The following is a 13,243-nucleotide window of genomic DNA, read 5'->3' as shown; positions in this document are numbered from 1 at the left end:
ACAGCAGACATGGCCGAGCGCGCCCTGATCATCGGGCTCGACGGAATGCCGCGCACCCTGCTGACCGAGCTCGCGGCGGAGGGGATCCTGCCCCGCATCGGCGCGTTGCTCGCCGAGGGCTACTGTGCCCAGCTGCGGGCTCCGGTGCCGGAGATCAGCTCCACTTCCTGGGCCACCTTCCTGACCGGGACCAATCCCGGCCGGCACGGCATCTTCGGCTTCACCGACCTCGTGCCCGACGCGGACTACCGGATCCACTTCCCGAATCTGATGCAGCTGCGCCAGCCCCCGCTGTGGGCGCTGACCGCCGCTGCGGGCGGCCGTACAGTGTGCCTGAACGTCCCCGGCACCTATCCCGCGCCGGTCGCCGACTGTGTCGTGGTCTCCGGATTCGTGGCGCCCCGGATGGAACACGCGGTCACCCCGGCCCGGCTGCTTCCGGTGCTGCGGGGCTTCGGCTACGAGCTGGACGTCGAGGTCGGCGATGTGGCCAAGGCGCCCGAAGAGTTCCTCGGCCGGGCGGTACGGGCACTGCGGGCGCGCACCGACGCCATGGAGCACCTGCTCACCCACGAGCCGTGGGATCTGGGCGTGGCGGTCATCACCGAGACCGACCGGGTGCACCACTTCCTGTGGCGGGCCGTGACCGACCCCGCCGACCCGCTGCACGGGCCCGTACGGGACTTCTACCGGCTGGTCGACTCCTGCGTCGGCCGACTCGTCGACCTGTGCCGGGACGACGACGAGCTCTTCCTCGTCAGCGACCACGGCTTCGGCCCCGCCGACCGGCAGTTCTACGTCAACTCCTGGCTGCGGGAGGCCGGGCACCTGGCCCCGCTGAGCGCCGCGCCCAAGCTCGCGGCCGGACTCGACGCCCGCACCCGGGCCTTCGCCCTCGATCCCGCGCGTATCTACCTGCACCGCAAGAAGCGGTTCCCGGGCGGCGGGCTCACCGACTCCGAGGCGGAGGAACTGGCCGAGGAGATCGCCACCGAACTGGCCGCGCTGCGCTGCGACGGGGAGCGGGTCGGTGCCGAGGTGGACGGTCCCCTGCTGGTCTCCGCGGTGTACCGGTCCGCGGAGCTGTACCACGGTCCGCTGGCCGGCCATGCGGCGGATCTGCTGGCGCTGCCCGCGCCGGGGGTGCAGCTGCGCGGCGGCTGGGAGGGCACGGCCCAGTTGCGCTCCGACACGCTGACCGGCACCCACACGCGGGAGAACGCCGTGTTCTACCGGCGCGGCGCCCATGTCCCGCGGGAGGCCGCCGGTGTGCCGCAGGAGCCGTTCGAGATGGTGGACGTGGCGCCGACCGTGCTCGCCTCGATCGGTATCCGGCCGCTGGGGCTCGACGGCGCGGTCGTCCTGGGCGCCGGCGAGGGAGACCGGAAATGAGCCATGTGCTGTTGCTCAACGGCCCCAACCTCGGCACGCTCGGCACCCGCCAGCCGGAGATCTACGGCACCACCACGCTGGCCCGGATCGAGGCCGAGGTGGCCAAGGAGATCTCCGCCCGCGGCTGGGAGCTGGTAGCCGAACAGCGTAACGGCGAAGGGGAGTTGATCGATCTGCTCCAGCAGCACGGCGGCGCGGTCGGCGCACTGGTCAACCCCGGGGCGTTGATGATTGCCGGCTGGGGACTGCGGGACGCGCTGGCCGACTTCGCGCCGCCCTGGGTCGAGGTGCACCTGTCCAACGTCTGGGCGCGGGAGAGCTTCCGTCACATGTCCGTCACTGCCCCGCTCGCCTCCGGCGTGGTCATGGGCATGGGCGCACTCGGCTACCGCGTCGCCGCCCAGGCCCTCACCCAGCTCGTGCCCCCCGGCAGCCGGACCGGACCGACCTCCTGAGCGCCTCCGCCGACCCCCGTCCCCCAGAGAGGGAGGAATCGATGCCCCAGCCCGGCAGGGTGGCCGTGATCGGACTCGACTCGGCGACGCCGCAGCTCCTGTTCGACCGGTTCGCCGAGGACATGCCCGTCCTCAGTGCCTTGCGGCAGCGCTCACTGTGGGGCCCGATGCGCAGCGTCGACCCGCCCATCACCATGCCGGCCTGGTCGTGCATGATGTCCGGCCGGACGCCGGGCGAACTCGGGGTGTACGGCTTCCGTGACCGCGCGGCCCACGACTACGGGCCGCTGGCCTTCGCCACCTCGCACAGCATCAGGGCGCCGCGAATCTGGGACGAGATGACGGCCGCGGGCCGGGACAGCGTGGTGCTGGGCGTGCCCGGCACCTATCCGCCGACGCCGATCCGCGGCGCGATGGTCTCCTGTTTCCTGGCTCCCTCGACCCGCGCCGAGTACACCTCGCCGCCCGCGCTGCGTGACGAGCTGGAGAAGTTGACCGGCGGCTACGCGCTCGACGTGGAGAACTTCCGCTCGCCCGAGCTGGACCGGGTCTCCCAGCAGATCTTCGACATGAGCGAGCAGCGCTTCCAGGTAGCCCGGCATCTGGCCACCCGCCAGGACTGGGAGTTCCTCTCCTTCGTCGACATGGGCCCCGACCGGCTGCACCACGGCTTCTGGAAGTACTGCGACCCGGAGCACCCGCGCCATGAGCCGGGCAACCCCTACGAGAACCTGTTCCGCGACTACTACCGTGCGCTGGACCGGCACATCGGCGACTTCCTGGAGTGCCTGCCGGAGAACACCTCCGTCCTGGTGGTCTCCGATCACGGGGCGCAGCCCATGGTCGGCGGGCTGTTCATCAACGAGTGGCTGCGGCGGGAGGGGCTGCTCGTCCTGGCGAAGGAACCGGACGGGCCGACGCCGATGGCGCGGGCGCACGTCGACTGGAAACGGACCACGGCGTGGGCGGAGGGCGGCTACTACGGCCGGATCTTCCTCAACGTGGAGGGCCGCGAACCCGAGGGCGTCGTACCGGCGCGGGAGTACGACGACACCCTGGATCGGATCGCGAGCGCGCTGGAACGGCTGCCCGACGACCGGGGCAACCCGATGGGCACCCGGGCCCTGCGCCCCGAGCAGCTCTACCCGGAGGTCAACGGCATCGCCCCCGACCTGCTGGTCTACGTGGGCAACCTGCGCTGGCGCGCGCTGGCCACCCTGGGCATGGGCCAGGGGCTGTACACCACCGAGAACGACACCGGCCCCGACCACGCCAACCACGGCGACACCGGCGTCTTCGTCCTCGACTCCCCCGGCATCACCCCGGGCCGGGCGGACGACCTGTCGCTGTACGACGTGGCTCCCGCGCTACGGGAGCTGCTGGGCCTGCCGGGAGGCGGACGGCTGCCCGGGTGAGGCGGAAGGGCTCGGGACCCGGGCCTGTCAGGGCGAAGGCCGGTCGGCGCGGGAGCCGGCCGGCTTCGCCGTTCCTTCCGTGCGGGCCAGCAGGACGGCTCCGTACAGGGAGGCGTCGGCGCCGTGGGCGGCGCGGCGGATCGCGGGAGGGTCGACGCCGGGGCGGGTCAGCCGCCGGACCTCCGCGCGGACCCGACCGAGCAGGCCTGGTGTGCCGTGGCCGAAGCCGCCGCCTATGCGGACCTCGCGGCACTGGAGGAGTTCGCCGAGGTTGACGGCCGCGACCGCCAGCGCCGCCGCCGTCTGCCGCAGCGGGCCGGTGGCCCAGGGGCGTCCCTCGGCGAGCCCGGCGCGGAAGGCCGCCGCGTCCACCGGGGTGCCGCGCAGGGCGGCGGCCCGGGCCAGCGTCGCGGTGCCGGAGGCCACGGCCTGCAGGCAGCCGGTCCGCCCGCAGACGCAGGCGGCGCCACCGGGATCGATCAGCAGGTGCCCGATCTCGGCGGCGCCGCCGAACGGGCCGGTGTGCAGCCGCCCGCCGAGGACGATGCCGCCGCCCACTCCGGTGCCCAGGCCCAGATAGGCGAGGTCGGGCACGCCGGTGCGGGCGGCCTCCGCGAGGGCGGCCAGGTTGCCGTCGTCCTCGTGGACCACGGGTATCTCCGGCAGTACCCGCCCCAGCAGCGCGTCGAGGCGCAGCCCGGTCCAGCTCGGCCGGGAGGGCCAGGTGGTGATCCTGCCCTCCCGCACGGTGGCCGGCAGCGCGAGACCGGCCGCCCGTATCCCGGCGAGCCCGTCGGGGCCGGCATCGGCCGCGATCCGGGACACCGCCGAGGCCAGCGCGTCCAGATCGTCGTCGGCGCCGCCGCCCCGGGGCCAGGTGAACCTGAACCGTGCCGGGCGCGCGGAGCCGGACCGCTCCAGGAGCAGCGCGACCTTCGTGCCGCCGATGTCGATCCCGAGGTACGGCAACGGACCGGCTCCCGCGGTGGCGGCCGGGTCAGTCGGCCAGCGGTGCGAACAGGTCGATCGCGGTGCCGTCGGGGTCGAGGACGATGGCGTAGCGCTGGCGCCAGACGGCGTCCCAGGGCGCGATGTGGCCGACGTAGCCCGCGTCGACCAGTTCGGAGTACTTCGCGTCGACGGCCTGTGCGTCGGGGAACTCGAAGGCGACGGCGAACCGGTGGCTGCCGGTGGGCGCCTTCCATTCGGGGTCGTAGCTGCGGACCGTCTCCACGGTGTCCCAGGCGAGCCGCACGCCGCCGGGCAGCACGGTCTCGACGTGCGGCTGCGAGTCGGCCTCGGCGGGGATGTCCAGCCCGAGGCGGCGGTAGAACGCCAGGGCCTTGGACATGTCGTCGACGACGATTCCGAAGAGGGACAGCTGAGGGACTGCCATGAGTGGTGCTCTTTCCTTTGTCGGTGGACGAGTCGGGGTGTGCGCGGGCGGTCGCGGCGGATCAGCCGCGCTGGAGCCGCAGGCGCTCGCGCACCGCCTTCGGCAGGCCGGACACCACGCGGTCGTAGGAGTGCTCCACCATCTCCCGCAGCTCGGGCGTCGGGACGGTGGAGTCGAGCAGGACCGTGTTCCAGTGCCGCTTGTTGACGTGGTAGCCGGGCCCCACCGCCGGGTACTGGTCACGCAGGTGCAGCGCGAGATCGGGCTCGCACTTCAGGGTGACCTGCGCGGGCCCCCCGTCGGTGGCGTCCTGAAGGATGGCGAACACCTTGCCCTCGACCTTGAACACCGTGGCGCCGGGGCCGAAGGCCTCGTCGTCCGTGGTGCTCGGCAGCTCCAGGGCGAAGTCCGACAGTTCCTCAGGGGTCATGCCCGTCCTCTCGTCGTTGAGGGGTCGGCGACGTGCCGGGACGCACGCGGCCGACGGAGTCCGGCACTCCGGTGGCGCCCGCCAGCCTAGGCCGTCCCTCCGGCCGTGGCGTCCAACGCGCCCGGGTTCGGGGCACGATGGCCGAAAAAGGCTGGCACCGCGCTGGAAGTGCCGCGATCCGCCGTCGGTGCGCCGCCGCGCCCGGCCCGCTCAGTCGGTCCGTTCCGTCGGCAGTGACACCTGCGCCCAGATGCCGCCGTGGCTCACCACCTTGGTGAAGCGGTCGGTGAGGCGGTGAAAGAGGGCGCCGGGGGTACCGTCGGGCGGGAAGGCGCTCGGGTCCAGTCCGCCCCACTGGTTCAGCGCCTGGACGAGGAGCGGGTCGACCGGCACCCAGACCCCGTCGACGCGGAACTCCGCCCAGCAGTGCGGGGTGGAATACGGGGCGGCCACCAGCAGCCCGAAGGAGAACCGGCTCTCCAGGCCGCGCCGGCCGCCCTCGTGGACCAGCCAGGCCGCGGCGCCCCCGCAGTCCGACATGCGGGTGCGCCACATGAACTCCGGGTCCCAGCGCACCGCCTCGGGCAGCAGGAAGAACCCGATGTCCGCCACCTCCCGGAGCAACTCCCTCAAGGCAGGCGAAAGCGGGGGCCAGGCGCGAGCGGCGGGGGCCGCACGCAGCTCCCCGAGGCGGGCCTCTGTCGCGGGGCCCTCGACCTGGCGCCGCCGGCCGTCGAGCAGCACGCCGTAGCGGCAGGCGCCGGGGTGGCCCGGGGCCGGGCAGGCGGAGACCACCTGGACGCGGTGGCCCGGCGCCTGGTCCAGCGCGGTCTGCCAGGCCTTGGCCCACGCGCGCATGGACCGGCTCTGCACCGAGAGTCGGCCCAGGTGCAGGGCCGCGTTGCCGAGGTCATAGGCGTCGTAGAGCCGTTCGTCGCCCGCGCCGACGTGCGGGACGCCGGCGGCGGTGAGCGCGGCCAGCAGGTCGTGGCGGATGCCGTGCACACGGCGGGCCTGCGCGGGCGTGACCGAAAAGCGCCGCTGCCGGTCGGGCACCTGGCGCAGGCGCCGCACGAGGTCTTCGATGCGCTCGGGCTCGGGGAGCTGCCGCTCGCCCGGCTTGCTGCTGACGGGCGTCACCATGGGGCGACCCCGGTCAGTCGATGTAGCCGAGGGCTTCGAGACGGCGGGCCACCTCGTCCTCCTCGTCGGGGCTGTAGGGCGCGGCGGGTGCCGGCGGCAGCCCGTGCCGCTCCAGCTCCCGCAGGAGGAGGTGCAGCGGATCGGGCTCGCCGGGCGGGACGACGATCGGCTCGGCGCCGCGCGGTCCGCCGGTCACCTCGACGACGAGGCCGACGGCGCGCAGTTCGGCGGGCACCGCCGGGCCGGTCAGGACGGTCGTCCGGGCGCCGCGCCGCGCGACGGCGTCGGTGAGGCGCCGGGCGAGCTCCTGGCGGGCGGCGGTGTCGTCGTCGGCGAATCCGATCAGCACGCCGTCGCGTTCGGTCATGGAGGTCAAGGCTGGATCCCTGGGGGTTCAGGAGACGGCGACGCTCGGCTCGGCCATCTCGGGCGGCTGGTAGGGGGAGAACGGGGCCAGCAGCGGGACGACGTCCCGGGCGAACAGCTCCATGGAGCCGATCGCCTCGTCGCCGGTGATGTCACCGAAGACGAACTCGCCGAAGAGGGTGTTGAAGTGCCCCTCGCGGGCGGCTTCGGCGATGCGGTCGGCGACGGTACGCGGGGAGCCGACGAAGATCAGGTTGTGGTCCATCAGGAACCGGAAGTCGTGGCAGCCTGCGAGGATGTCGGCGGTGTTCAGGCCGCTCGCCGGGGCGGGCCGGTCGGCCGAGCGGCGCACCGAGCCGTAGCGCAGGGTCTCGACGAAGGTGCGGGTCGCCTGCTCCGCCGCCCGGGCTTCGGCCTCGGTGTCCGTCTCGGCCACGTGCACGAGGCTCCAGTAGCCGATGTTCGGCACGCCCGGCTGCCCCTCCTTGCGCCACCAGTCGACGTAGTGGCGGTAGACGACGCCCATGGCCGCCCGTGGCACGATCATGGTCGAGCAGGTGTGGCCGCCGGTCCTCGCGAGGTAGCGCAGGGTCGCGCGGTCCGTGGTGGGGATCCACAGCGGTGGGTGCGGGCTCTGCTCAGCGCCGAACGACAGGGTGATGTCACGCAGTCGGTGCACGGGCCCGTCGAAGTCGAAGGGGCCCTTGCTCGTGAACGCGGTGCGCAGCAGGTCGGCGCACTCCCGGGTGCGCTCCTTGCGGCCGGCGAAGTCGGCGCCGAAAGGCCGGAACGGCTGGTCGCTGACCCCGGAGGCGAGGCCCACCTCCAGCCGGCCGCCGAGGAGCCGGTCGAGCGTGGCGGCCTGCTCCACGATGTGCAGCGGGTGGTGCAGCGGCGGCACCCAGCCCATCGGCCCCACCCGGATGCGCTCGGTGCGCAGCGCCGCGCCGGTGCAGAACACCGCGGGCGAGGACATCCAGCTCTCCTCGGGGGTGCAGTGGTGTTCGACGGAGAAGGCGTAGTCGAAGCCGAGCCGGTCCGCCGCCTCGACCTCCTGCCACAGCTCCTCGTACCGCTGGCGGACGGTGAGGTTCTCCCGTCCCCATACATGGGTGAAGTACGCGAATTTCATGGTGCACTCCGGGCCTGAGAGCGGGCGGGTTCCGGGGATGCCTGGGTTTGCGGGGTCTTCGGGGAAGGGCCGGGGCGGCCGGCCGCCGTGTAGAGCCGGTCGACGCAGGAGGCGAGTACGCCGATCTCGGCGAGCGAGCCGCCGTCCGCGCCGGGTGCGGCCGCCCTCGCCGGGCCGGTGAGCCGCCGGGCGAGGTGCTCGACGAGGCGTTCGTACTCGATGCCGACGGGTTCGTCGGGCAGCGGTACCTCAGTGCGCTCGCCGCGCCGCAGCACGGTCAGCGAGGAGCGCGGGACGCGGTGCGGGCTGAAGCCGAAGGTGCCGCGCAGGACGGCGACGCCCTTGGTGCCCTCGACGGTGAGGGTGGTGCTGTCCACCGCCTGGTGCGAGGCCCAGCGCGCCTGCACGGAGATGGCGACGCCGGTGTCGGTGAGCAGGAATCCGCGCGCGGTGTCCTCCACCGGGTCGCCTGCCGTGCGGGCCGGGGTGTCGCCGTCCCGGTCGCGCGGGCTCCAGTCGGCGGTGGCGCCGGCGTCCCCGAGCCAATCGCCGGAGACGGCACCCAGGGCGGCCGTCACCCCGGGCCAGCCGAGCAGGTCGAGACCGACGTCCAGCAGATGCCAGCCGAGGTCGAGCAGGGCGCCGCCGCCGGCCAGCCGGCGGTCGGTGAACCAGCCGTCGCGCTGCGGGATCCCGGACGCCCGGGTCCAGTCGAGGCCGAGGGCGCGCAGATCGCCGAGCGAGGGCAGCAGCGCGGCGAGGGCCTGGACGTCGGCGCGATGACGGGCCGCGCTCCCGGCGTACACGCCCGCGCCGCCCCCGGCGGCCTCGGCCAGGGCCCGGGCCTCGGCGGCGGTGCGACAGACCGGCTTCTCCACGAACACCGGGATCCCGCGGCCGAGCAGGGTGCGGGCGACGGGCACATGGAGGTGGTTGGGCAGTGCGACGACGGCGAGGTCCATGGGCAGGCCGGCGAGGTCGTCCGGGCTGGTGCCGACGACGACCTCGCGTCCGGGCGGCGCCAGGGCACGGGCCGCGGCCGGGTCGGCGTCCACGAGCGCCGTCACCTCGAAGGCGGGGTGCGCCTCGAGCAGCGGCACCCAGACCGTGCGCGAGACCCAGCCCGCGCCGAGGACGGCCGTGCGCAGGGGCGGCGCGTCGGCTGCACGGGGCTGGGAAGGCGCGGTGGTCGCGCCGGGGTCGGAGGGTGCGTTGGATGTGCCGGCCATCAAAAACGTGCACCGCCGTCCACGACGAGGGTGTTGCCGTTCACGTACGAGGCCGCCGGGGAGAGCAGGAACGAGACCGCCGCGGCGACCTCCTCCGGTTCGCCGAGCCGCCCGGCGCCGATGAACTTCAGCACGAGGTCACGCTCCTCGGGCGAGAAGTCCATGATTTCGGCCCGGATGGCGCCCGGTGCCACCACGTTGACCGTGATGCCGTGCTTGCCGACCTCGCCGGCGAGCGAGGCGGCCCACGGCTGCAGGGCACCCTTGGTCGCCGCGTACGCGCTGTGGCCGGGCAGGCCGCTGGTGCCGGCCCGGGAGCCGAAGAGGACGATACGGCCGTAGCGGGCCCGCATCATCGGCTTCAGGCAGGCCTTGGCGAGGTTGACCGAGCCGGCCAGGTTGACGTCGAGCAGTTCGGCGAGGGTATCGGTGTCGGTGGCCATGGCGAGGCGCCGGGTGCGCAGTCCGGCGGCGGCGACCAGGCCGTCGATCCGGCCGAAGCGGTCGAGGGCGGCCGAGACGAGCCGGGCCGGGCCGTCCGGCGCCGACAGGTCGGCCCGGACGGGCACGAGCGTGCCGCCGGCCTCCTCGACCTGGGCGGCGAGCTTGCCCACCCGGTCCTCGCCGCTGTGGTAGCCGGCGACCACGGTGGCGCCGAGTTCGGCCAGATGGCGGGCGCAGGCGCTGCCGATGGTCCCGGACGCTCCGGAGACCACGACGACTCGGCCGCGCTGTCCCATGGTTTCGGCGATACGGACGATGGGATCACCCATCAGTCGGCCTCCTTGGCTAGGACGAGATGACAGGGGGAGCCTTCGAATCGCAGGTCGCGGACGAGGTCCGCGCCCGCCTCGGCCAGGCCGGCGGTGAGCGCCGCGAGGGTGGGCCAGCGGGTGCCGCCGTGCGTGAGCCAGTCCAGCGCCAGCTCGGCGCCCTCGCCGGGCTCCCCTCCCGGGGTGCCGCAGGGCAGGAAGACGTCGTCGACCAGCAGCCGGCCGCCGGGCTTCAGGGTCCGCAGCAGCGGTGCGAGGGGGGCGCCGCCGGCGGGGTCGTGGACGCTGTTGGCGACGACGCAGACGTCGGCGGAGCCGTGCGGCAGCTCCGGCCCGGTGGTGATCCGGCCGGCGGCGACGGCCGCGCGCACCGGTTCGCTCACCGGGCCCGCGAGCCGGCCGGTCTGCCACAGATGGCCGGTGGCCGTGGGGTCGCCGGCGAGCAGCCGCTCCAGGTAGCGGCCGGGTCCGGCGGTGACCTCCACCAGCCGGGTGCCGGGGCGCGGCCGGACCAGTCGCAGCCCGAGGGCGGTGCGGGCGCGGGCGGAGGGGCCGCTCATGGCGCCCTGGTAGACACGCGCCAACTCGGCGTCGTACGGGCGCTGTTCGAACGGCCGGTCCCGTATGCCCGTACGCGCCACGGCGGCCAGCGCCTCCCGGCTCACCAGATCGCGGGAGAGGCGTTTCTCCAGCTCCACGAAGGCGGCGAGTTCGTCGGCGGGGACCGCGGGGCCGCTGGGTTCGGGCGCGGTCGAGACCAGACCGAGGGCCGACGCGGTGTCCAGCAGCAGCTCCAGCGCCCGGGTGTCGCAGCCGAGTCCGGCGCTGATCTCGGCGAGGTCGGCGCCCTGGGCCAGGGCGGTCAGGGCGCCGAGGTCGTGGAGCGCGAAGAGCAACTCGGACTCCTTGTAGGCGCGGGCGGCCCGCAGTGCCCGCGGGGTGAGGCGGTAGCGGACCGGGGCGGCGGTCTTGCCGACGGCGGTCTTCGGCAGGGCGGTGCGCAGCAGGAAGGTGTCGGGGACCTTGTAGGGGGCGAGGTGCCGGGCCGCGTGGGCGCGCAGCTCCTCCTCGCCGGTTCCCTCGTCGGCCACGACGACCTCGGCGACCAGTCCGTCCTCACCCTCGTGGGGCCGGCGCCGGGCGGCGACCCGTACGTCCCGCACGCCGTCGTGGGCGCGCAGCACCGACTCGATCTCCAGCGGCGCCACCCAGCGGGCGCCGCGCCGGACGGCGGTGCCCTCGCGGCCGAGGATGCGCCAGAAACCCTGCTCGGACACGGCCAGGTCGCCGGTGTCGTGCCAGTCGGGCAGCACGTCGGTGCGGATCTGGAGGATTCCGGGGCCGTCCGCCGTCTCGGCGCGGGTGGTGCGGTCCAGGAGGCGGATGCCGACTCCGGGCAGGGGCGCGCCCACGCTCAGCGGCGGCAGCCCGGCCGGGCCGGAGAGGACCGCGCCGAGTTCGGTGGAGCCGTAGTTCCGGGCGAGCCCCACGCCGTAGGTCTCGCGGAACAGCGCGTCGAGCAGGTGGTCGACCGGTCCCGCGCCCGTCATGGCGATCCGCAGCCGGGGGGCCGGCGGGGCCGCTCCGGGCCCGGCGCGGCGGGCGCGCAGCCGCTGCCGGGTGGCCAGCAGCCGTGCGGTGGCGGGCACCAGGGCGACGACGGTGGCCCCGGCCGCGAGTGCCCGGGCCGCCTCGCCGAGTCCGGTGGGAGGTACGGGGTTGAGGGCGGCCCCGGTGAGCAGCGCGCCGCACATCCAGCCGAGGGCGTACGCGTGCGAGAGCGGTATGGGCAGCAGCAGTACGTCCTCGGCGGTGAGGCCGACGCCGTCGCGGTAGCGGCGGGCCTCGGACAGCCAGCTCGCTTCGGGGCGCCAGACCAGTTTGGGGGCGCCCGTGGAGCCCGAGGTGGGCAGCAGGACGCCGGGGCCGTCGTCGGCGGGGGTTCCCGGGGTGCCGTCGAGCCGGGGCGCCCGGCCGGGCCGGTCGGCGGGCGTCAGCACCCGGCCGCCGCCCGCCAGCCCCAGCAGTCTGCGGACCTCGGGGTCGGGGGTGTCGGGTGCCACGGGCAGCGGCCGGGCGCCCGCGGCGAGCAGGCCCAGGAAGTGCACCACCCAGCCGGGCCCGTTGGGCAGCCGGAGTACCACCACCTCGCCCTCGGCTCCCTGGGCCTTGAGGGCGTCGGCGACCCGGTGCGCCTCGGCCGACAGCTCGGCCGCGGTGCGACCGGGCAGGATCCCGGTGTCCGGGGCGAGGCGCCCGACGGCGTCCAGGAGGGTGTCCGGGAGCGTTCGCGGAAGCGTGTCCTCGGCCCGTTCGGTGCCCTCAGCCATCGCTGCTCGCAAGGTAGTCGGCCTTGGCGCGCTCGATCATGTCGCGGATCCGGGGCGGGGCGTAGGTGGGGGCGGCGCACAGCTCGTCGAGGGTGATCTCGTCCTCGAAGTACATGGAGAGCGTGTCCCAGGGGGTGAAGCAGCCGTGGCAGGCGCTCAGCCTCGGTTTGGGCGCGAGGAGGGCCTGGTAGAGGCCGCTGGTGCCGAGCCGGTCGAGGAGGTGCTCGGCCTCGTCGCCGAGGATGTTGCCCATGTCGGAGAACCAGATGTTGGGGCAGGGGGTGACAACGCCGTCGCTGAAGCTGGAGACGACCAGCCGGGGCAGATGGCAGCGGAAGGTGCGCCTGCCCTCGTGGTAGAAGCTGAGCAGCCGGTCGAAGTAGGCGCGGGGCGGCAGCACTCGGCTGAACTCGTCGTAGCGCCTCGCGAGTTCCTCGATGTGCCCGATCTGGTCGCGCCGGACGGCGAACTTCTCGGCGTCCGGGCCGCGGACCGGGAAGGGGAAGAAGGTGGGCGCGGTGTCGAAGGCCGCGAGCCAGCCGGCGAAGTCGGCCAGCTCGCCGACGCTGCGGTCGTTGAGGACGCCGTAGATCTCCACCGGCAGGCCGGAGTCGAGGATCCGGCTGATGGCCCGGATCACCTTGGTGTGCAGCGACTGCGACTGCACGCGGTAGCTGTTGCCCGGGTAGAGGTGGCTGTCCAGGGAGACCTGCAGGACGACGTTGCCCCAGGACCGCATGCGTGCGAGGTGCTCCTCGGTGACGAGCACGCCGTTGGTCTGGACGACGAGGACCTCGTACCGGGAGGACTGCTCCTCCAGGAAGTCCATGATGCCGCGGACCAGGAAGACCTCGCCGCCGGTGACTTTCAGCAGCGGCAGGTCGAAGCGGTCGCCGAGCCGGTCGGCGACGGTGTTGATGCGTTGGCCGAGGCCCGAGGCCGGGGAGTAGTCGTCGCGCTTGGGCGGGTCGAAGATGAGCTTGAGGGAGTGGCCCTCCTTGAGGTTGCTCTGCCCGGTCAGGCAGTAAGTGCAACTGAGGTTGCAGGAGTCCTCGTTGATGACCAGGTCGTTGCCGATCAGCGGCAGCGGGGGGAGGGGAGGCATCTGGGGGTCCTTTCACGGTCGTCCGACGGGGCACGTGACGCGCGGTCGTACGCGGGGCCGGCTCCGAACCAGTGGCC

General features: G+C 74.0%; 13 protein-coding genes. 3 read left to right on the top strand and 10 right to left on the bottom strand.

Translation table 11 applies throughout. The annotated features are described in order from the left end of the window. Window positions 1-9: 9 nt before the first annotated feature. From ABZZ38_RS13690 to ABZZ38_RS13680, 3 genes are read left to right on the top strand one after another with little or no spacing between them, the layout of a single operon-like run. Window positions 10-1,392, top strand: coding sequence for an alkaline phosphatase family protein (locus tag ABZZ38_RS13690; protein ID WP_356739055.1), 1,383 nt, complete (start codon window positions 10-12; stop codon window positions 1,390-1,392). Then, entirely contained in the window at window positions 1,389-1,847 is a 459-nt protein-coding gene (locus ABZZ38_RS13685; protein WP_356739053.1) for a type II 3-dehydroquinate dehydratase, read from the top strand. Before ABZZ38_RS13690 ends, ABZZ38_RS13685 begins: the two co-directional genes overlap by 4 nt. 41 nt (window positions 1,848-1,888) lie before the next feature. After that, window positions 1,889-3,262 (top strand): alkaline phosphatase family protein, encoded by a 1,374-nt coding sequence (locus tag ABZZ38_RS13680; RefSeq protein ID WP_356739051.1) that lies wholly within the window; start codon window positions 1,889-1,891, stop codon window positions 3,260-3,262. Window positions 3,263-3,289: 27 nt separating this feature from the next. On the opposite strand, the gene ABZZ38_RS13675 is transcribed toward ABZZ38_RS13680, so the two are convergent. The 10 genes from ABZZ38_RS13675 to ABZZ38_RS13630 all read right to left on the bottom strand — a co-directional run bounded on the left by ABZZ38_RS13675 (window position 3,290) and on the right by ABZZ38_RS13630 (window position 13,166). Continuing rightward, complete coding sequence (locus ABZZ38_RS13675; RefSeq protein ID WP_356739049.1) at window positions 3,290-4,231, bottom strand: ROK family protein; 942 nt, start codon at window positions 4,229-4,231, stop codon at window positions 3,290-3,292. A gap of 28 nt (window positions 4,232-4,259) precedes the next feature. Further along, window positions 4,260-4,658 (bottom strand): VOC family protein, encoded by a 399-nt coding sequence (locus ABZZ38_RS13670; RefSeq protein ID WP_356739047.1) that lies wholly within the window; start codon window positions 4,656-4,658, stop codon window positions 4,260-4,262. A gap of 61 nt (window positions 4,659-4,719) precedes the next feature. Beyond that, complete coding sequence (locus tag ABZZ38_RS13665; protein ID WP_356739045.1) at window positions 4,720-5,088, bottom strand: MmcQ/YjbR family DNA-binding protein; 369 nt, start codon at window positions 5,086-5,088, stop codon at window positions 4,720-4,722. 210 nt (window positions 5,089-5,298) lie between these two features. Then, on the bottom strand, window positions 5,299-6,231 hold the full coding sequence (locus ABZZ38_RS13660) for a transglutaminase domain-containing protein (RefSeq protein ID WP_356739043.1): 933 nt from the start codon (window positions 6,229-6,231) through the stop codon (window positions 5,299-5,301). Window positions 6,232-6,244: 13 nt separating this feature from the next. Then, the gene (locus ABZZ38_RS13655) at window positions 6,245-6,598 is read right to left on the bottom strand and encodes a hypothetical protein (RefSeq protein WP_356739041.1); all 354 of its coding nucleotides are present in this window, start codon (window positions 6,596-6,598) and stop codon (window positions 6,245-6,247) included. 27 nt (window positions 6,599-6,625) lie between these two features. Further along, window positions 6,626-7,729: an LLM class flavin-dependent oxidoreductase gene (locus ABZZ38_RS13650; protein ID WP_356739039.1), complete on the bottom strand. Its 1,104-nt coding sequence runs from the start codon at window positions 7,727-7,729 to the stop codon at window positions 6,626-6,628. Next, window positions 7,726-8,958, bottom strand: coding sequence for a Gfo/Idh/MocA family oxidoreductase (locus ABZZ38_RS13645; RefSeq protein WP_356739037.1), 1,233 nt, complete (start codon window positions 8,956-8,958; stop codon window positions 7,726-7,728). Before ABZZ38_RS13645 ends, ABZZ38_RS13650 begins: the two co-directional genes overlap by 4 nt. After that, window positions 8,958-9,731, bottom strand: coding sequence for an SDR family oxidoreductase (locus tag ABZZ38_RS13640; protein WP_356739035.1), 774 nt, complete (start codon window positions 9,729-9,731; stop codon window positions 8,958-8,960). The genes ABZZ38_RS13645 and ABZZ38_RS13640 overlap by 1 nt, the downstream gene beginning before the upstream one ends. After that, window positions 9,731-12,061: an AMP-binding protein gene (locus tag ABZZ38_RS13635; RefSeq protein WP_356739033.1), complete on the bottom strand. Its 2,331-nt coding sequence runs from the start codon at window positions 12,059-12,061 to the stop codon at window positions 9,731-9,733. Before ABZZ38_RS13635 ends, ABZZ38_RS13640 begins: the two co-directional genes overlap by 1 nt. Continuing rightward, the gene (locus tag ABZZ38_RS13630) at window positions 12,054-13,166 is read right to left on the bottom strand and encodes a radical SAM protein (RefSeq protein ID WP_356739031.1); all 1,113 of its coding nucleotides are present in this window, start codon (window positions 13,164-13,166) and stop codon (window positions 12,054-12,056) included. The genes ABZZ38_RS13635 and ABZZ38_RS13630 overlap by 8 nt, the downstream gene beginning before the upstream one ends. Between the last annotated feature and the right edge of the window lie 77 nt (window positions 13,167-13,243).

Source organism: Streptomyces sp. NPDC006368, from assembly GCF_040612535.1.
GTDB lineage: Bacteria > Actinomycetota > Actinomycetes > Streptomycetales > Streptomycetaceae > Streptomyces.
Note: the sequence above shows the minus strand (reverse complement) of the source record. Positions and strands in the feature narration are given on the sequence as shown.